General features: G+C 33.5%; 20 protein-coding genes. 13 read left to right on the top strand and 7 right to left on the bottom strand.

Going from position 1 to position 19,923, the window contains the following annotated elements:
* Nucleotides 1–4: 4 nt before the first annotated feature.
* Entirely contained in the window at nt 5–214 is a 210-nt protein-coding gene (locus tag O5O44_RS00935; protein WP_289195361.1) for a lipopolysaccharide assembly protein LapA domain-containing protein, read from the top strand.
* The gene (locus tag O5O44_RS00930; protein WP_289195360.1) at nt 214–657 is read left to right on the top strand and encodes a hypothetical protein; all 444 of its coding nucleotides are present in this window, start codon (nt 214–216) and stop codon (nt 655–657) included. Before O5O44_RS00935 ends, O5O44_RS00930 begins: the two co-directional genes overlap by 1 nt.
* Nucleotides 658–1,144: 487 nt before the next feature.
* Here the strand turns inward: O5O44_RS00930 and O5O44_RS00925 are convergent, their stop codons facing one another.
* The 4 genes from O5O44_RS00925 to purN all read right to left on the bottom strand — a co-directional run bounded on the left by O5O44_RS00925 (nt 1,145) and on the right by purN (nt 5,553).
* The gene (locus O5O44_RS00925) at nt 1,145–3,043 is read right to left on the bottom strand and encodes an amidophosphoribosyltransferase (RefSeq protein WP_289195359.1); all 1,899 of its coding nucleotides are present in this window, start codon (nt 3,041–3,043) and stop codon (nt 1,145–1,147) included.
* Nucleotides 3,044–3,156: 113 nt separating this feature from the next.
* Nucleotides 3,157–4,083 carry a PfkB family carbohydrate kinase gene (locus O5O44_RS00920; protein WP_289195358.1) on the bottom strand — a complete coding sequence of 309 codons (927 nt, stop codon included), beginning with the start codon at nt 4,081–4,083 and terminating at the stop codon, nt 3,157–3,159.
* 211 nt (nt 4,084–4,294) lie between these two features.
* Nucleotides 4,295–4,936 carry a ribonuclease H1 domain-containing protein gene (locus tag O5O44_RS00915; RefSeq protein WP_289195357.1) on the bottom strand — a complete coding sequence of 214 codons (642 nt, stop codon included), beginning with the start codon at nt 4,934–4,936 and terminating at the stop codon, nt 4,295–4,297.
* Nucleotides 4,937–4,980: 44 nt separating this feature from the next.
* Entirely contained in the window at nt 4,981–5,553 is a 573-nt protein-coding gene (gene purN / locus O5O44_RS00910; RefSeq protein WP_289195356.1) for a phosphoribosylglycinamide formyltransferase, read from the bottom strand.
* 187 nt (nt 5,554–5,740) lie between these two features.
* On the opposite strand from purN, the gene O5O44_RS00905 reads away from it, so the two are divergent.
* The 6 genes from O5O44_RS00905 (at nt 5,741) to O5O44_RS00880 (ending at nt 10,632) form a co-directional block, all read left to right on the top strand.
* The gene (locus tag O5O44_RS00905; RefSeq protein ID WP_007647141.1) at nt 5,741–5,974 is read left to right on the top strand and encodes an acyl carrier protein; all 234 of its coding nucleotides are present in this window, start codon (nt 5,741–5,743) and stop codon (nt 5,972–5,974) included.
* A gap of 22 nt (nt 5,975–5,996) precedes the next feature.
* On the top strand, nt 5,997–7,247 hold the full coding sequence (fabF, locus tag O5O44_RS00900; protein ID WP_019386858.1) for a beta-ketoacyl-ACP synthase II: 1,251 nt from the start codon (nt 5,997–5,999) through the stop codon (nt 7,245–7,247).
* 7 nt (nt 7,248–7,254) lie between these two features.
* A complete protein-coding gene (gene rnc, locus O5O44_RS00895) occupies nt 7,255–7,995 on the top strand; it encodes a ribonuclease III (protein WP_289195355.1) in 741 nt (246 codons plus the stop codon).
* A 119-nt stretch (nt 7,996–8,114) separates the two neighbouring features.
* Entirely contained in the window at nt 8,115–8,600 is a 486-nt protein-coding gene (locus O5O44_RS00890; protein WP_019386856.1) for an IPExxxVDY family protein, read from the top strand.
* The gene (gene pyk / locus O5O44_RS00885; protein ID WP_019386855.1) at nt 8,600–10,042 is read left to right on the top strand and encodes a pyruvate kinase; all 1,443 of its coding nucleotides are present in this window, start codon (nt 8,600–8,602) and stop codon (nt 10,040–10,042) included. The genes O5O44_RS00890 and pyk overlap by 1 nt, the downstream gene beginning before the upstream one ends.
* A gap of 53 nt (nt 10,043–10,095) precedes the next feature.
* Entirely contained in the window at nt 10,096–10,632 is a 537-nt protein-coding gene (locus O5O44_RS00880; RefSeq protein ID WP_289195354.1) for a hypothetical protein, read from the top strand.
* 81 nt (nt 10,633–10,713) lie between these two features.
* Here the strand turns inward: O5O44_RS00880 and dinB are convergent, their stop codons facing one another.
* Complete coding sequence (dinB, locus tag O5O44_RS00875; protein ID WP_289195353.1) at nt 10,714–11,814, bottom strand: DNA polymerase IV; 1,101 nt, start codon at nt 11,812–11,814, stop codon at nt 10,714–10,716.
* A gap of 79 nt (nt 11,815–11,893) precedes the next feature.
* Between dinB and O5O44_RS00870 the strand changes: the two genes are divergently transcribed.
* From O5O44_RS00870 to O5O44_RS00855, 4 genes are all read left to right on the top strand, one after another.
* Nucleotides 11,894–12,367 carry a CYTH domain-containing protein gene (locus tag O5O44_RS00870; protein ID WP_289195352.1) on the top strand — a complete coding sequence of 158 codons (474 nt, stop codon included), beginning with the start codon at nt 11,894–11,896 and terminating at the stop codon, nt 12,365–12,367.
* Nucleotides 12,364–12,918: a hypothetical protein gene (locus tag O5O44_RS00865; RefSeq protein WP_289195351.1), complete on the top strand. Its 555-nt coding sequence runs from the start codon at nt 12,364–12,366 to the stop codon at nt 12,916–12,918. The genes O5O44_RS00870 and O5O44_RS00865 overlap by 4 nt, the downstream gene beginning before the upstream one ends.
* On the top strand, nt 12,918–13,796 hold the full coding sequence (locus O5O44_RS00860; RefSeq protein ID WP_289195350.1) for an endonuclease/exonuclease/phosphatase family protein: 879 nt from the start codon (nt 12,918–12,920) through the stop codon (nt 13,794–13,796). Before O5O44_RS00865 ends, O5O44_RS00860 begins: the two co-directional genes overlap by 1 nt.
* A gap of 176 nt (nt 13,797–13,972) precedes the next feature.
* Nucleotides 13,973–15,790 carry a T9SS type B sorting domain-containing protein gene (locus O5O44_RS00855; protein WP_289195349.1) on the top strand — a complete coding sequence of 606 codons (1,818 nt, stop codon included), beginning with the start codon at nt 13,973–13,975 and terminating at the stop codon, nt 15,788–15,790.
* Between the two features lie 75 nt (nt 15,791–15,865).
* Here the strand turns inward: O5O44_RS00855 and O5O44_RS00850 are convergent, their stop codons facing one another.
* The gene (locus O5O44_RS00850; protein WP_289195348.1) at nt 15,866–16,915 is read right to left on the bottom strand and encodes an isoaspartyl peptidase/L-asparaginase family protein; all 1,050 of its coding nucleotides are present in this window, start codon (nt 16,913–16,915) and stop codon (nt 15,866–15,868) included.
* Nucleotides 16,916–17,034: 119 nt separating this feature from the next.
* Between O5O44_RS00850 and amaB the strand changes: the two genes are divergently transcribed.
* Nucleotides 17,035–18,588 (top strand): L-piperidine-6-carboxylate dehydrogenase, encoded by a 1,554-nt coding sequence (gene amaB / locus O5O44_RS00845; protein ID WP_289195347.1) that lies wholly within the window; start codon nt 17,035–17,037, stop codon nt 18,586–18,588.
* Between the two features lie 193 nt (nt 18,589–18,781).
* Here amaB and O5O44_RS00840 read toward each other — a convergent pair whose 3' ends face one another.
* Complete coding sequence (locus O5O44_RS00840; RefSeq protein ID WP_019386844.1) at nt 18,782–19,915, bottom strand: ATP-binding protein; 1,134 nt, start codon at nt 19,913–19,915, stop codon at nt 18,782–18,784.
* Nucleotides 19,916–19,923: the final 8 nt, after the last annotated feature.

The following is a 19,923-nucleotide window of genomic DNA, read 5'->3' as shown; positions in this document are numbered from 1 at the left end:
AACCATGCAATTAAAAACAATTATAGCCGTAATTTTCGCAATAATTATTGTTGTTTTTTCACTTCAAAACGCAGAAGTTATTGATGTTAAATTTCTATTTTGGAAACTAACACTATCTAGAGTTCTAGTTATTTTAGGGAGTTTTTCTATTGGGGTTCTAGTTGGGATATTAGTGTCTATGAAAAAAAATTTAATGCCCAAAAAACAAGAATAATGGCAAAAATATTATCTGTAAGTTTATTATCAATTCCTGAAGTAATTGTAGTAAACGATAATCATAATGATTTTACTGTTGTAACTGAAATTGAATTTCATGATTTGGATATTCAATTCAATATGGAATATTGTTTACATTTATTTGTATACGATATTCATGGTGATGCAGATGCCCCTTTAATAATACCAAATTGGGATGAAAGCAAGGTGTTTCCAATAATTATTGACAGAAAGGATGAATATTTAGGCTTTCAAGTTAAAAATATTATTGCGTTGAAAAAAACACAAACAATCAAAACCCCTATGCGTTTGCAACTTGGTAAATTAGGTGAAACTACTTCACATTTTTCAAAAAAATTGGAGGTTTTTGCTAGTATGGCTCCTGCTATTGGGAGGGCTTCAAAGTGGTCAAATCCATTTGAATCTAGAATAGAATTCTAACCAGAAAATTCAATTTTCAAATTACACCTCTTAGCTTCAGGTTTAAGAGGTTTTTTTATGATATAATTTTTGAAAAGTATATAAAATGAAAAAGGTGAACAGATGTCCACCTTTTTGCCCCAAATCTACCATAAACTTAACCTACTTATGTTATGGTGGTTCAAATATATAACGGCTATTTCTTCTACTAAAATATTTTAGTTAAACGGCTTAAATATTGGCTTAAACGAGATATTGATACTTTATAAGGATAAAGTGCAAACCAATTCTTTTAACTACTGAATCGAAACTAAAAAGCATAAAAAAAGGCGAACAGATGTTCACCTTTTTTTGCCCCAAATCTACCATGAACTTAACCTACTTATGTTATGGTGAGACCAATTTATGTGTAATTTAAATATTTTGACTATTTTTTAGATGAAACGCGTTTTTTTAGGATGAAATACATATTTTATGATATTCTCCACAAAAATTAGCAATTTCGCAATTAGTATGCACGTTCATTATTACCTTCGTAAAAATTAATAAAAGCACGGTTAACAACTCTATTTCCTCCCACTGTAGGATAGTTGCCCGTAAAATACCAATCGCCTAAATGATCCGGACAAGCTTTATGTAAATTCTCAACAGGTTGAAAGATTATTTTCACTTCAGCGTTTATGGTTTCATCACTTAACAAGACTGATATTTTATTAGAAATCTCTTCGTCTGTAAACGGGTCATAAATTTCTTTTACAAAATTCTGTACATATTTATCTTCTAAGTCTGTTTGCGTAACACACTTTTCATAAACATCTTTAACTATATGATATTTACCGGCATCTTTTAGCAATGCTAGGGCAGCTTGAAATGCAACTAAATCTTCCAATCTAGCCATATCAATGCCATAACAATCTGGGTATCGAATTTGAGGTGCCGAAGACACAACAACAATCTTTTTCGGGTTCAAGCGATCAAGCATTTTTAAGATACTCTTCTTTAAAGTGGTACCGCGTACAATACTATCATCAATAATAACGAGGTTATCTGTTGGCTTAATAACGCCATAGGTAACATCATAAACATGTGCCACCAAATCGTCTCTACTACTATCTTCAGTAATAAACGTTCTAAGCTTTACATCTTTTATGGCTATTTTTTCAACTCTAGCACGTTCAGATAAAATTTCAGTAACCTTAGCCGCAGATAATGAGCGTTGACCGTTTAAAATAGCTGCGGTTTTTGTTTTATTAATAAAAGCCTCAGCAGTTTCTATCATACCAAAAAACGAAGTTTCAGCAGTATTAGGGATGTATGAGAATACCGTGTTCTTTGTATCGTTATCAATAGCTTCTAAAACTTTAGGCATAAGTAGTTTTCCTAACATTTTACGCTCTTGATATATTTCGGCATCACTACCTCTAGAAAAATAGATGCGCTCAAACGAACATGATTTTCTTTCTAAAGGCTCTAATATTTTCTTTATTCTAACATCTCCAGATTTTTTAGTTATAATGGCATGTCCTGGAGTAAGTTCTTTTACATCTTCAAATTTTACGTTGAACACTGTTTGAATCACTGGTCTTTCAGAAGCTATAACAACAATTTCATCATCTTTATAATAATATGCCGGACGTATTCCTGCGGGGTCTCTTAATACAAAAGCATCCCCATGGCCAATAAGTCCTGCCATAGCATAACCACCATCCCAATTTTTTGCTGCACGTTTTAGTATTTTGCTAACCTTTAAGCGTTCTGCAATTTGTGGTGAAGCGTTTCTTTTGTTATACCCTTCTTTCTTTAAATCTTTATAAATTTTACTAACTGCATCATCTAAAAAATGACCAATTTTCTCCATTATAGTAATGGTATCGGTATATTCTTTTGGGTGCTGGCCTAATTCAATAAGGTTGCTAAAAAGTTCCTTAACATTAGTCATGTTAAAGTTTCCAGCCATAATTAAGTTTCTGTGCATCCAGTTATTTTGTCTTAAAAATGGATGAACACTTTCTACGCTATTTTTACCAAATGTACCGTAACGTACATGTCCTAATAGAACCTCGCCAATGTATGGGATGTTCTTTTTTTGCGCCGCTACATCTTCTTTGTATTCTGGATGCGCCTCAAACTCTTTATTAACTCTATCGTTAATTTGAGCGAAAATATCCTGAATTGGTTGTTGCGCAACAGAACGCACTCTGCTAATGTATCGTTCTCCGGGTTTAGTATCTAATTTTATACTTGCAAAACCAGCGCCATCTTGTCCACGGTTATGCTGCTTTTCCATCATTAAATACATTTTGTTTACACCGTAAAATGCGCTGCCATATTTTTCTTTATAAAACTCTAGTGGTTTTAAAAGTCTAATCATGGCTATTCCACATTCGTGTTTTAAGGCATCACTCATAACTAAAATTGTTTTCGCTTTCGCGGAAATAAAATTATGTTTAAACTCCCCATTTTAAGGGAATTACAAAAATATTTAAAATAAAAACGCACTCTTGTTTAGAGCGCGCTGGATTATCCTAATTCTATATCAAATTGCGTTAGTTGCTTAAACTGCAACAAACGTTTATGTACTTCTTTACTTGGTAAATTTTGCATTCGCTGGGTGCCAAATTTTTCAACACAAAACGAAGCTAAAGTTGATCCGTAGATAACAGCGTTTTTCATATTTTCAAACGATGTGTCGTCTGTTTTCGCAATATATCCAGCGAATCCACCAGCAAATGTATCTCCAGCCCCTGTTGGGTCAAAAACTTCCTCCAAAGGTAAGGCCGGGGCATAAAAAACATGATCGTTATGGAAAAGTAACGCACCGTGCTCTCCTTTTTTAATGACCACATATTTAGGACCCATTTTGTGAATTTTCCTGGCTGCAACAAGTAAAGAGTATTCACCCGTTAATTGTCTCGCTTCTTCATCATTTATCGTAATAACATCTACACGTTTTATAACATTTAGTAAATCATCTAAAGCACAATCCATCCAAAAATTCATGGTATCTAGGATAACCAATTTTGGTTTAACCGTCATTTGATCTAAAACACTAGATTGGACGAGAGGATGCAAGTTTCCTAACATAACAACCCCGGCATCTTTGTAATTTTCTGGCACTTTTGGATTAAAATCCGCTAAAGTATTTAACTCGGTTACCAAGGTATCTCGAGTATTCATATCATTGTGATAGCGTCCACTCCAAAAGAATGTTTTTCCCTCTTTTACAATTTCAATACCTGAAATGTCAATATTTCTATCTGAAAGTAAATCTAAATATTCTTGTGGAAAATCTCCGCCAACAATCGAAACTGCAGCAGTATCAACATTAAAATAAGAAGCCGCAAGACCTATGAAAGTAGCGGCGCCGCCCAAGATTTTATCGGTTTTGCCGAAAGGCGTTTCTATAGCATCAAATGCTACCGTGCCTACAATGACTAATTTGCTCATAAATGAGGTGTGAAATTAAGGTGCAAATATAAGTCTTTTTATAGATTACGTTGTGTTTATTTTTTCAATTAATTACGTTAGAAAAAAGTTAAATTTAAATGTGACTTTTTAAAAAAGTAGGTGTCTTAATATTGAATGCTATTATTAACAGAAATTGGGGGATGATATTATATTGTCTCCTTTTTTGATTTTTATTATTGCATATTATCAACTATTTTCTACCAAAATCGGCAGGAATTTCTCCCCAAGCTTTGGTTTCCCATTTTACAATTACCGTATTATAAGTATTGTTTTTTAGCCAATGGATAGCTCTATCTACCAAATCGAATACAGGTTTGTTTTTTTCGCTACGTTTTAGTTTGGTATTACATTTTTTATTTTTCACCCAACTTATAGCAGTTTTAGAGTCGGTATATATTATTCTATCGCTATTGTTTTTTTTAAGTAGGGCTAAACCATGAACAATGGCTAAAAACTCACCGATATTGTTAGTGCCTTCTTCAAAAGGGCCTTGAATAAAAAGTTGTTTTTTGGTTTTGGTATCTACACCTCGGTACTCCATTTTACCAGGGTTACCGCTTGAGGCCGCATCAACGGAAATAGAATTATAATTGGGTTGTCCTATTTTTTTAAGTTGAACTTCAGTAAGTTCACTTTTAAAGGATTTGTTTTTACCTATATAATCTTTGTAATTTCCTTTCAGCGCTTTTTTTGCTGCTTCAAAAGTTAAAAACGATTTGTATTGAGCGCCTTCAAAGTTTGTTATTTGAGCTTTACAATCATCCCAAGTTTCAAAAACACCAGTTTTATGGCCCTTCCAAACGGTATAATATTTCTTTTTCTTTTTGCTCATTTACATCATTCTTCTAAAAAAGGAAACCTATTCAAATTTTACTGTTAATCGTGCCCTAATAATAGTTTGCTTACTACTTTAGGAAAGTGTTCCATTTCTAATTCGTGAATTTTTGCAGCAACATCTTCAGGTGAATCTGTTTTTTCAACAATGCATTTAGCTTGAAAAATAATAGCACCTTCATCATAATGTTCATTAACATAATGAATGGTTATCCCTGTTTCAGTTTCATTATTAGCCACCACAGCATTGTGTACATGCATGCCATACATCCCTTTACCTCCATATTTAGGTAATAAAGCAGGGTGCACATTAATCACTTTGTTTGGGAATTCATTTATAATATGATCTGGAAATTTCCATAAAAAACCAGCCAAAATAATAAGATCTGGTTTGGCTGCTCTTAAAATGTTTAACACATCGTCTGTTTCTGAAAGGGCTATTTTGTTGAATGACAGCGCGCTAACTTTAAGCTTTTTAGCTCGCTCCAAAACTTTGGCATGAGGATTGTTACTGAGTACTTGAATAACAGACGCATTATCGCTGTTGTGAAAAAACTTAATTAAATTTTCAGCATTAGTACCACTTCCGGACGCAAAAATTACAATACGTTTCATTTTACAGACTATAGTGTTAAATATTGTTCAAACAAAAAAAAGAATAATTATTAACAATTAGAAGGTAAAAACTAAATACTTAAAAGTAATTTTAGTAAATTACCAACACATTTTTAAAGTAAAAGTGTATTATAAAATAAAGTTTTTTATTTTTGCCAACTAATTAAAACATTTAAATTAAAAGATTATGTCAGACATTGCATCAAGAGTAAAAGCGATTATCGTAGACAAATTAGGAGTAGATGAGAACGAAGTTGTTACTGAAGCTAGCTTCACAAACGATTTAGGAGCAGACTCTTTAGACACTGTAGAATTAATTATGGAATTCGAAAAAGAGTTTGATATCCAAATTCCAGACGATCAGGCTGAAAATATCGCAACAGTAGGTCAAGCTATTTCTTATATAGAAGCTGCAAAATAAGCAAAAAACAAGCAAATACTTTATGGAATTAAAGCGAGTTGTAGTCACAGGATTAGGAGCTTTAACACCAATTGGCAATACCAAAGAAGAATATTGGGAAGGCTTAATTAGTGGAAAAAGTGGGGCTGCGCCTATAACATATTATGATACCGAAAAGTTTAAAACAAAGTTCGCTTGCGAATTGAAAAACTTTAACGTAACAGATTTTATCGACAGAAAAGAAGCGCGAAAAATGGATAAGTTTGCACAATACGCCATGGTGGCGGCAGACGAAGCTATTGCCGATTCTAAATTGGATTTAGATAAAGTTAATAAATTACGTGTTGGTGTTATTTGGGGTGCAGGAATTGGTGGTTTAGAAACCTTTCAGCAAGAAGTTTTGAACTTTGCTGCCGGTGATGGAACCCCGAGATTTAACCCGTTTTTCATTCCTAAAATGATTGCAGACATAGCGCCAGGTAATATCTCTATAAAACATGGTTTTATGGGGCCTAATTACACAACGGTCTCTGCTTGTGCGTCTTCGGCCAATGCTATTTTTGACGCTTTAAACTCTATACGTTTAGGGCATACAGATATAGTTGTTACCGGTGGAAGTGAAGCAGCAGTTACTATTGCTGGTATGGGTGGTTTTAACGCGATGCATGCGCTATCTACTAGAAATGAAAGTCCTGAAACAGCCTCTCGTCCTTTTGACGCTACAAGAGATGGTTTTGTTTTAGGTGAAGGTGCAGGAGCACTTGTTCTAGAAGAATACGAACATGCTAAAGCAAGAGGAGCTAAGATATATGCAGAATGCGTTGGAGGAGGTTTATCTTCTGATGCTCATCATATGACAGCGCCACATCCAGAAGGCATTGGTGTTATTGCGGTAATGAAAAATTGTTTGGAAAATGCAGGCCTTAGGCCGGAAGATGTAGACCATATTAATACACATGGTACTTCTACCCCGCTAGGAGACGTTGCAGAATTAAAAGCAATTTCAGAAGTGTTTGGAAGTCACGCTAAGAACATAAATATTAATTCAACAAAATCAATGACTGGGCACCTTTTAGGTGCAGCAGGAGCTATAGAAGCAATTTCGGTTATATTGGCTATGGAGCATGGTATAGTACCACCAACAATAAACCACACGACTGTAGATGAAAACATTGATCCTGAATTAAATTTAACCTTAAACAAGGCTCAAAAGCGAGACGTAAAAGTAGCAATGAGTAATACATTTGGATTTGGCGGTCATAACGCTTGTGTATTGTTCAAAAAATTAGATTAAATCCCGAATGGATAAAATTCGTAACATACTAAATTCCCGTTTTAAACGTAACGGGAATTTTTTTATGGAATTAACTAAAATCCTTGGGTTTAAACCAAAAAATCTTAAATACTACAAAAGAGCCTTTACACACCGGTCTATGAACATTAGAGACCCTAAAGGCAATGCATTTAATTATGAACGTTTAGAATTTTTAGGTGATGCCATGTTAAGCTCAGTAATTGCATCACATTTATACCTTGAAGTACCGAGTGGCGATGAAGGTTATTTAACCAAAATGCGATCTAAAGTTGTAAGTAGAGAGCATTTAAATGAGCTAGGTAAAGATTTAAAACTTATTGACTTGGTGGAAAGTAAAATCCCTCCAGGACAGTTTGGTGATAATATACACGGTAATATATTTGAAGCTCTAATAGGAGCTATTTTTCTAGATAGAGGGTATAAGTATTGCGAGAAGTTTATTTATAAACGTGTTATTACCCCTTATGTTGATATCGAAACTTTAGAAGGGAAGGTTATAAGCTATAAAAGTTTGCTTATTGAATGGTGTCAAAAAGAAAAAAAGACTTTTGGTTATAATGTTTATGAAGATACTGGAAATGACGATGTACGACATTTTTCAGTAAAATTATCGGTAGACGAAAAAGTTATTGCTAAAGCCAGAGCAACTTCAAAGAAAAAGGCAGAAGAAAAAGCTTCCAAACGTGCCTTTTTTGCTTTCCAAAGCAGAATGTCTAAGATGCTATAATCTTCTTACTTTTCATTAATTTTACTAAAACGTTTTAGTGGTTTTTCTTTGTAAGAATAGCACAATCTTAATATAACTGAACGTTTTTAATACTATATTTACGAAATTTAAAATAAGTTATGGCTGTTCACAAACTTATTCTTGATGATGCTTTTGAGGAGGCATTGTATACTTTAATTGCAATTCATTGCAGACTTGAAGATTATCGTTTAGCATATCTTCTCAATAATCATTTAGGTATAACCCTCGCTAGAAAAGCATCAGATTTAGATTATAACAATGGACAAGTATCTTATTCAATATTTGAATGGGAAGACCAAAAACAATTAGTAACATGGAGTTTGGTTTCTAACATTTGTAAAACCGAAGAATTTCAGAAAACAGATTATAAGTCGTTATTCGACAACCAAGAAAATATAACCAAAACATTTCAATTAGTGCCAGAGTATAAAACTGTAAATTATTTTTTAAAAATAGACAGTGAAATCAGTTTTAGTAAAGAAAAATATATTATCGATAGTATATTAAAATTACCTCAAATTGCTACTGCTTACAGTGTTGATTCTAACACTTTGAAATCTAAAGAGAATTTAATATTTAACTAATGTCAATAAATAAAAAAACCAAAATAGTAGCAACTCTAGGTCCAGCTACAAGTACGAAAGAAGTTTTAAAAGGCATGCTTGAAGAAGGCGCTAATGTTTTTAGAATAAACTTTTCTCATGCCGACTATAAAGATGTGAAGGAACGTATTCAAATGATTCGTGAGCTAAACGAAGAGTACGGATACACTGCCGCTATACTTGGAGATTTACAAGGGCCAAAACTTCGTGTGGGAGTTATGAAGGAGGAAGTAGTTGTAAACCCAGGAGACGAAATAATTTTTGCAACAGGTGAACGTTTTGAAGGTACTAAAGAACGTGTTTATATGACCTACGAAAGGTTCCCACAGGACGCGAATCCTGGAGAACGTATCCTTTTAGACGATGGAAAATTAATTTTCGAAGTTGTTTCTACAGATAAAAAGAAGGAAGTAAAAGCAAAAGTTATTCAAGGCGGACCATTAAAATCTAAAAAAGGAGTTAATCTTCCTAATACTAATATTTCACAACCTGCTTTAACAGAAAAAGATATAGAAGATGCTATTTTTGCCATCAAACAAGATGTTGATTGGATTGCACTTTCATTTGTGCGTCATGCTGAAGATTTAATGCAATTACGAGATTTAATTGCTAAACATGCAGACCACAAAATTCCTATTATTGCGAAGATTGAAAAGCCCGAAGCAGTAGAAAATATAGATAAAATTGTAGCACATTGTGATGGTTTAATGGTTGCACGTGGCGATTTAGGAGTAGAAGTTCCAGCTGAGGAAGTACCTCTAATTCAAAAGCAATTGGTGTTGCGTGCTAAAAAAGCAAGAATTCCGGTAATTATTGCTACGCAAATGATGGAAACCATGATTTCTAGCTTAACACCAACACGAGCTGAAGTTAACGACGTTGCAAACTCTGTTATGGATGGCGCCGACGCTGTAATGCTCTCTGGAGAAACTTCCGTAGGTCAATATCCTGTGCAAGTTATCAAGCAAATGGCAAATATTTTAAAGAATGTAGAAAATTCTAAGTTAATTCAAGTTCCTCAGTTGCCACCTCATATTCGTACCAATCGATACATCACAAAATCAATATGTTATCATGCCGCAAATATGGCTAATGAAATTAATGCAAAAGCTATATCTACATTAACAAATAGTGGGTATACTGCATTTCAGATTTCAGCTTGGAGACCGTCATGTCATATCTTAGTATTTACTTCAAACAAGCGTATTTTAACACGTTTAAGTTTACTTTGGGGTGTACGTGCCTTTTATTATGATAGGTTCGTAAGTACCGATGAAACCATTGAAGATGTTAATAAAATTGCATGTAAAATGGGCTATTTAGATGTGGGCGATATGCTTATAAGTTTAGCAGCGATGCCAATTCAAGCCAAAGGCATGGTAAACACATTACGTGTAACAGAAATAGAAAGCTGCAGTTTTTAAGATAGTTTTAATTAAAAATATACGTGTAAATTTTATCTCTTAATCATATGAAGTTGATACAGAATAATTTAAAATTAATAGCTGCCTTAGCCATACTTATTTATAGTACAAATACGATGGCACAGTCAACAAGCGTCGTTGTTATTGATAGTACTTCGAAGAAAGAAAGTAGATTGAAATTTGCATGTGGATTTGGATTGAATTTTGTAGGGGCAACAAACATAAGCTTATCTCCAAATTTAATTTATAGAGCAAGTGATAAAATTAACCTAGGCTTTGGATTACAGGGTAGTTATGCAGCTGTAAAAGACTTGCAAAAAACTACTACATTTGGCTTTAATGCCATTAGTATTTATACACCAACAAAAAAATTCAGCATGTTACTAGAGTTAGTTCAACTCAATGTAACTACCAAAATAGAAACTCCAATTGAGGATAAAAATAGTTATTGGGATACCGCACTTTTTGTAGGCGCAGGGATTAATATAACCAATAAATTTACAATTGGAGCAAAGTATAATTTACTCTATAATGAAGACGAAAGTGTTTATACAAGCCCTGTTGTGCCTTTTGTAAATATTATATTCTAGGATAAGCTTTATTACGCTAGTTCATATTTTCATGATTTGTTTTGAGAAATAAGGTATGGGGAACGTCAATATAACCTTAAGCTAAAACTCAAACTTTAGTTGTACACTAACACTTTTTTTAATTTCGGGAGTTTTCTTTTTTTCGTTGTTTAAATTAGATAGTGAAATACCCAACAATCGTACTGAATTACTTAGTCGTTCTTGGAATAATAAATCTTTAGCAGTTTCTAAAATCACACTTTTATCACTTATAAAATAAGGCAATGTTTTACTTCTAGTTTGTAGTGTAAAATCACTATATTTTATTTTTAAGGTTAACGTTTTTCCTGCAACATTACTTTTGTTTAAGCGTCGTGCAACTTCTTCAGCAATATGGTCTAATTTTTCAAGCATAAAAACTTCAGAAGACAAGTTTTCAGAAAATGTGCGTTCAGCAGCTAAACTTTTTCGGGTTCTATCGGGTTTCACTTCACTGTCATGAATACCTCTAACAATGTAATAGTAATAGCGTCCAGATTTTCCAAAATTTTCATCTAAATACTCCAAAGATTTTTGCTTCAAATCTAATCCAGTAAAAATGCCTTTTTGGTACATTTTTTCAGCAGTTACTTTACCAACTCCATAAAATTTTCTAATATCTAATTGTTCTAAAAACGATAATACCTCTTCCGGATTTACCGTTTTTTGTCCGTTTGGTTTATTATAATCACTAGCAACTTTAGCAATAAACTTATTTATAGAAATTCCTGCCGAAGCGGTTAATCCAACTTCATTTAAAATACGTTTTCTTATATCTTTAGCAATTAAAGAGGCACTTGGGTTACCTTTTTTATTTTGGGTTACATCCAAATAGGCCTCATCAAGAGATAAAGGTTCCACCAAATCGGTATAATCATAAAATATTTTTCTAATCTTTTTTGAAATTTCGGTATATCTGTCAAATCGAGGGCGTACAAAAATTAAATCAGGGCACAATTTTGCAGCTAAGGCGCCCGCCATAGCACTTTTTACACCATAAGTTCTGGCCTCGTAACTGGCTGCACTTACCACACCTCGCGTTCCACCACCACCAACAGCAATGGGTTTTCCTTTTAATTCGGGGTTGTCCATTTGTTCAACAGAGGCATAAAACGCATCCATATCTACATGAATAATTTTTCGTATTGGTAAATCGGCAGACATAGCGTAAATTTATGAATTCCTACGCATGCAGGAATCTTATTAACGATAAAAAAAGAATCTCGTTTTTACGGGAATTGCTATGATAGAAATTGAACGTAAATTTTTAGTGCTTTCAACCGATTTTAAAGAAGAAGCATATAAAAAAACAAGAATAATTCAAGGCTTTTTAAACACTCATAAAGAGCGAACGGTGCGGGTGAGATTGATTAATAATGAAGGTGTTTTAACCGTTAAAGGGTTGTCTTCGAAAAACGGATTATCGCGTTTTGAATGGGAGAAACCAATAACAAAAGAAGATGCATTAGAACTTTTAAAATTATGCGAACCCGTTGTAATTGATAAAATTAGATATCTTGTTAAAGCTGGAAATCATATTTTTGAAGTTGATGAGTTTCTAGCAGACAATGCAGGATTAATTATAGCTGAAATTGAACTACAAAATGAAAATGAAACCTTCGAAAAACCGTTATGGCTTGGAAAAGAAGTAACAGGAGATATAAAATATTATAATTCGCAAATAAGTAAACAACCCTATAACACCTGGAATACATGAAAAAAATAATTGTATTACTTTCACTTACAGCAGTTTTGTTCAGTTGTAAAGAAGAAGCCAAAGCATCTGTTGCAGACATAAAAGAACAACCTGAGGAGGAAATAAAAAATATAGTGAGCACCGAAGAAGTGGCTCCAGAAATCATTGAGGAAGTTCCTGAAAAAACCATAAAGCAAATAAAAGAAGAGCTTAAAACTAAAGGCTTTAAAACTTTTGATTATGTAGATGAAAAAACGAAAGACACCTTTTTGATGCAACAATATTTCTTGGTGTTTTTGAAGAAAGGACCAATTAGAGGTCAAAATGAAGAGGAAGCTGCCGAACTTCAAAAATTGCATATGGAACACTTAGCTAAAATGTACGAACTAGGTTATGCTGATATTTCTGGACCTTGTGGAGACGATGGCGATTTAAGAGGCATTACCATTTACAATGTCCCTAATTTAAAAATGGCAGATAGTTTAGCAAATGCCGACCCAATGGTAATAGCTGGTCGATTACAAACTGAAGTTCATCCATGGTGGGCAGCCAAAGGTTTCATGTTAAGATAATGATTAGATTTATAAAGCCCCATTTATCTAAAATCAATGTTATTGTAATTATTGCATTGTTATTGATTCATTTTGTAATTAAAGAAAGCACTCATTTCTTTTCATTACTTTATTATACCGTTCCTTTACCTTTAATAATCTGTGCTGTTATTTTCTTTTCATTTTTTCAAAATAAAAAGATTAGAAGATATAATTTGATACTGGCAAGCTTGCTTTTAGTAGTGTGGTTGTGGAGAAGTTTTAAAATAAATACATCTGAAGTCATTCAAGAAACAGATATTGAAATCGTTTTTTGGAACGCCACCCACAAGAGAGAACTTGAAGATGTTTTTAGTCGCGTTGAAAACATACCTGATATTGTGGTGCTGGTAGAATATCATGCTGAAGAATTAGATGCCGATAAATTAAGATTCCCAAATTATTTCTTTTATTGGCATTCTGTTAGTGAAATTGGTGTCTTTTCAAAAAAACCTATTAACATAAAAAGTGTGCTTGTTGCCAAAGACGATACAGCCATTATAAATTTTGAAACAAATCAATTAAATTTTTATGCAGTTGATGTGGGTTCGAGCTTAAATGTGTTTCGAAAAGAGCAAATAGAGTTTGTTATGAAGGCAATTAAAATCAACGAAAAAGCCATAGTTTTAGGAGATTTTAATTTACCATTAGAGTCAAAATATTTAGAAGATATCAAATTGAATTTTAATAATGTTTTAACTGAAAAAGGAAATGGATTTAGAGAAACTTGGTTTTGGAATTTACCCTTGTTATCAATTGATCATATTTGGGTTTCAAAAGATTTACAAATAGTAAATGCTGAAAAATGGAGTACTTTTAAATCTGATCATAGCATGATCAAAACGGTGATTAGAGATTGAACAAGTTACTTAAATTGTCAAAAGATTTCTGAAAGAATATAATATCATCCTTCAATGTTTAATTGTTGGATGTTTTTTCAATAATATTGTTATCTAAATAATGTAAATAAGTATTTATCATCAATTATAGAACTTCTTTATTAATAGCGGCTATTATTTGTGCTTTTATTCAAAAAATGAATGCACAATTAGGATTTTGTACAGGAAATGCTGGAGATCCAATTTTTACAGAAACGTTTGGAGCTGGAACAACAAATGTGGAATTACCTCCTGGAACAACAACCTATACCTTTGCAAATACGTCTCCTAACGATGGTTTTTATACTGTTTCTAGCAACTCTAATTGGTTTGGTTGGCATAATATTACCGATCATACAAATGGTGATACCAATGGCAGAATGTTAATAGTAAATGCCGATTTTACTGCAGGTGAATTTTACAGAACAGCAATTAGCGGATTATGTGAAAACACAACTTATGAGTTTTCTTCGTGGATGATGAATTTACTTCCTGCATCGGGATGTGGAGGTGTAGGAATTCCAATTAATGTGAAATTCGAAATTTGGGATAACACTGACACTAACCTATTAGCGAGTGGCGATACAGGGGATATTACAGGTACTTCAAGCCCAAACTGGCAACAATACGCATTAGTTTTTCAAACATTACCAAGCCAAACATCTGTTATTTTAAAAATGATAAACAATGGTGTAGGCGGTTGCGGAAACGACTTAGCTTTGGATGATATTGTTTTTAAATCTTGCGGAGATTCTGTTGTTATAGAAGACTCGTCAAGTACAAATGTAACAAGGATTTGTGAAGATGAGGGACCTTTTACTACAACTTTAACTGCAACCCCAGACTTTACTATATTTTCATCACATTTTTATCAATGGCAAGAAAGTCCGGATGGAATTAATTGGGTTGATATTCCAGGAGAAACGAATACGAGTTACACCGCTTCAGCTATTACAACCTCAACCTTTTATAGAGTAAAAGTCGCAGAAGACATAATCAATGTCAATAACGATACGTGTAATTCTACTTCGGAGATTTATGAAATTAGAGTCGTAGAGCTCCCTGAAGCACCTTTGAGTAATGGCGATTTAATAATTTGCGAAAACGATAACACTGCTCTAACGGTTACAACTCCAATAGATATTACTGTAAATTGGTACGATGCTCCTACGGGTGGAAATTTACTTCTAGCAAATAGTAACTCATATAAACCTAATACCACTGGTATCTATTATGCCGAAGCAGTAACTCAAGAAGCAAATTGTTCTTCGGATACAAGAACAACCATGCAAATAGAATATCTTGAAACCCCAGAAGTAACAGATGAAACTATCACCTTTTGTGAAAATACCGACATAAATTTACACGCCAACCCAACAAACCCCTCTGCTGTAACTTCTTATCTTTGGAATACTGGAGCAGATACCGAGAGTATTGAAGTTTCAAATCCTGGTACTTATACCGTTGAAGTTGCTAATAATTCATGTAGCGTAATAAAATCCATAACGCTAACACAAATTGAAAATCCAATAATTGATATCGTAGAATCAGAAGGTACCAGTATTATAATTACCACAACAAATACGGGCAATTTTTTATATTCTCTTGATGGTTTTAACTATCAATCGAATCCTGTGTTTTCAAACATTGAAGGTGGACAATATACCATTTATGTTAAGCATCAAGATTGTAATCAAGTAACCACCACTCAGCACATCCATTTTCATATCCCAAAGTTCTTCACGCCTAATAATGATAACGCTAATGACACGTTCAATTTAAAAGGTATTGAATTTTATAATTCTTCTCAAGTGTCAATTTTCGACCGGTATGGAAAACTATTAAAAATAGCTATTAACTCTGCCTTTTCTTGGGATGGAACATTCAACAATCAGCAACTGCCATCAGGCGATTATTGGTACATTGTAATTGTAGAAAATCAAAAATTTACTGGACATTTCACCTTAAAACGATAATTCGAATTTCATTCAATCGATTAGTTCAGTTTCCAAATTCTTCAACTCTAATAAATTAAAATCGGTGTACTTTAACTAATTTTTAAACATTCCGATATACAATTCGCCTTTATCATTCATAGTAGCTCTAAACATGCCTTGGGTATTAAATTCCATAGCCATATTTCCATTCTTATCAATGGCAACTATCCCTCCTGTGGCACCTTGTTCTCCAATGGATGGTAACTTGTTTTGAATTACTTCTTTTGCTGCCTCTTTAAGACTTAATCCTTTATATTCCATAAGGGCAGAAATATCATAAGCTACCATGCCGCGGATAAAAAATTCGCCCCATCCTGTACTTGAAACTGCACAAGTGTTGTTATTGGCGTAAGTTCCCGCCCCGATAATTGGCGAATCTCCAATGCGACCCCAACGTTTGTTGGTCATACCGCCTGTTGAGGTTCCCGCTGCTAAATTACCATTCTTATCTAATGCGGCACAACCTACGGTTCCGAATTTAGAGTCATTTATATTGTCATTATAAAATGAAGCCACTTTATTTTTATTAAAGTCTTGAACACGCTTTAAAGACTTTAATTTTTGTTCGGTAAAAAAGTAGTTGGGTTCAACAATTTCTAACCCTTGATCTTTTGCAAACGTTTCAGCACCAAACCCAGAAAGCATCACATGTGGTGATTGAACCATTACAGCTCGAGCTAAATTAATTGGGTTTTTAACGGTTTTGGTACCTGCCGAAGCTCCTGCATTTAGGGTCTGTCCATCCATAATGGAAGCATCGTGTTCATTGATGCCTTCGAAAGTTAAAACAGCGCCTTTTCCAGCATTGAAAAGCGGGGAGTCTTCTAATACAGTTATGGTTTTTTGTACCGCATCTAAACTCGTGCCTCCATTTTTCAAAATGTCATGGCCTACGCGAATGGCTTCTTCTAGTTTTTGGCGGTATTCTGCTTCTTTTTCTTCGGATATATTATCGCGCCTAATGCTTCCAGCTCCACCGTGAATAATTATTGAAAATTCAGCTTTTTTAACTTCCTTTTGAATTATTTCAGGACTGCTTTTTGAATCGGTTTTACAAGAAGTAACAATCAAAAATGTAAAAATTAAATAGTAAAATGTTTTCATGAAATATGAATTGAATTGCAGACTAAGTTACAATTTTATAGTTAGTAAATATTAACAAAATCGACTTTTAATTAGTATATTCGCAATTAATTTCAATATAGTTAATAAATCAATAATTTATGAATACAATAGCGACCAATTTCGGTATAGATAAAGCACTTCAAATTTTAGGAATACAAGCGTTAAATAATGGAACTTCTACTGGAGCAAATCAATTTTCTAGCGGAGAAATTATTGAAAGCTATTCTCCTGTTGATGGTCAGCTAATTGGAAAGGTAAAAACAACATCAAAAGCTGATTATGAAAACGTAATGCTAGCTGCGACTTCTGCCTTTAAAATATGGAGGACTACACCTGCGCCACAACGTGGAGAAATTGTACGACAGTTTGGAGAAAAATTAAGAGAAAAGAAAGAAGCTTTAGGTAAATTGGTGTCTTATGAAATGGGTAAAAGCTATCAAGAAGGCCTAGGTGAAGTTCAAGAAATGATAGATATCTGTGATTTTGCTGTAGGTTTATCTAGGCAGCTTCATGGTTTAACAATGCATAGCGAAAGACCGGGACATAGAATGTACGAGCAATATCATCCATTGGGTGTTGTTGGTATCATTTCAGCATTTAATTTTCCAGTAGCAGTTTGGGCTTGGAACACTGCTTTAGCTTGGGTTTGTGGTGATGTTTGTGTTTGGAAACCTTCGGAAAAAACACCTTTATGCGGAGTTGCCTGTCAGAATATCGCGGCCGAAGTTTTTGCAGAAAATAATTTACCTGAAGGGATATCTTGCCTAATAAATGGAGATTATAAAGTGGGTGAGTTTATGACTAAAGATACTCGAGTGCCTTTAATTTCAGCAACCGGTTCTACCCGAATGGGAAAAATTGTGGCGCAAGAAGTGGCAGGACGTTTAGGGAAATCACTTCTAGAATTAGGTGGAAATAATGCCATTATTGTTACACCTGATGCCGATATAAAAATGACAGTAATAGGTGCTGTGTTTGGAGCTGTTGGTACTGCAGGACAACGTTGTACATCAACGCGTCGATTAATTATTCATGAATCTGTTTATGATAAAGTTAAAAATGCCGTTGTTGACGCGTATAAGCAATTGCGTATTGGAAATCCTTTAGATGAAAAAAATCATGTAGGTCCATTAATTGATAAGGATGCCGTAAAAATGTATAAAATGGCCTTAGAAAAAGTGGTTGAAGAAGGCGGAAAAATTGTCGTAGAAGGCGGTGTGCTTTCAGGGGAAGGTTATGAAAGTGGTTGTTATGTAAAACCTGCAATTGCCGAAGCAAAACCAGAATTTAAGATTGTACAGCATGAAACTTTTGCTCCTGTTTTATACCTATTAAAATATGAGGGCGATGTTGAAAATGCTATTGATATTCAGAATAATGTAGCTCAAGGATTAAGTTCAGCTATAATGACGAATAATTTGCGTGATGCTGAACGGTTTTTATCTGTTCAAGGCTCTGATTGTGGAATAGCAAATGTGAATATAGGAACATCTGGTGCCGAAATAGGTGGTGCTTTTGGTGGTGAAAAAGAAACTGGAGGCGGTAGAGAATCTGGTTCTGATGCTTGGAAAATATACATGCGAAGACAAACAAATACTATTAATTATACAACCGAATTGCCTTTAGCACAAGGAATTAAGTTTGATTTGTAAATTTAAGAAAGGAAAGGGTTTAAAGTCATGTTTACGGGGCATGACTTTGAGTATTAGAAACAAAAAAACCTTGACTCTGTTTCGATTTGGAGCACAAGGTTTTATAAATTGATTAATAGCACTGCAAATGTACTACTTTTTCTATAATCTCAAATTGATGAATGTTAAAAAATTGTTAACTTATTAACATTTGTTAACTATATTTTACTTTTCTAAGGATACGTAATGACTCTTTGTAAAGATCATAAACTTCTTTATTATATGCTTTTAAGTATGGCTTAGCTTCATTTAATTTATCTATGGCATTATGGAATAAATTTAAATAACAAATTAAATAGGTGGCAGGTAAATTTTTTAAATCTATTTCTTCTCTTGCGGTTAAAGTTATCCCTTTTTTAAGTTTTTCTAACAGCGTATTATTGATGTTGTAAATATGGTGAAGGTCTTTTTTATCAAATTGAGGTGGTTCAAAGAGTAAACGCGTGTCAATATTATATTGTGCATTATCTTCAAATTTTATAATGGTTTCTTCTAATTGATAATATTTGTTTGAATTTTGTAAACCCAAATTCACATATTCAATAATTTTAAAACTATTGTCATCAATGTCTATAGAGACTTCATCTAGAGCCGAAAAAAACAAACGCACCTGCTCATTTATGAGTTCAATATCTACTCTAGAAAAGAATATTTCATCTTTTATAATTTTTTTCTGACCCGCCCAACACACTACAAAATATTCTTTAAAAACTTTGTATTGGGCATTAAAATCTACTCGTGTGTTCATAAACTCGAAAACACCGTTTAGTGTATGTTCAATATTGTTTTGAGCATGTTTTTCAATGGCTTCAACAATTTTAGAGTTCACATCCTTTATCTCTATATCGAAAACTTTAGGCATACTCATGCTTCCGTCTCTAAAGAAAACCGAACCACCGTAATATTTCCAAATGTTTTTTCTTAGCGACGTGATTTTTGCAGTAGATCGAATAGTAACTAACCCCACAACTTTATCATCTGGTAAATGCGGAAATGGAATGTTTTCATACTGAACAATAGGCGGATTAGTTAAGTATGCATTTATTAAATTCTGAATTTTACTATCATCAAAAAAATCAACCCCAATAATATTGTTGTCTTCATCTTCAACACCAATAACTATATATGAATTATTATCAGGATTGCTATTCGAAAGAGCACAAACGTGTTTTAAAAACTTCGCTTTTCCTTCTTTATGACTAATATCAATTTTACGCTTTTTGTCATAAAAACTATTCTCATCGTTATGAGCCAATAGATGTTTTATAAGTAGGCGTTTGTTAATCATAATTTTCA

This window comes from Algibacter luteus (genome assembly GCF_030344935.1).
Classification (GTDB): domain Bacteria; phylum Bacteroidota; class Bacteroidia; order Flavobacteriales; family Flavobacteriaceae; genus Arenitalea; species Arenitalea lutea.
The sequence above is the reverse complement of the archived record's forward strand: the minus strand, read 5'-3'. Positions and strand labels throughout refer to the sequence as shown.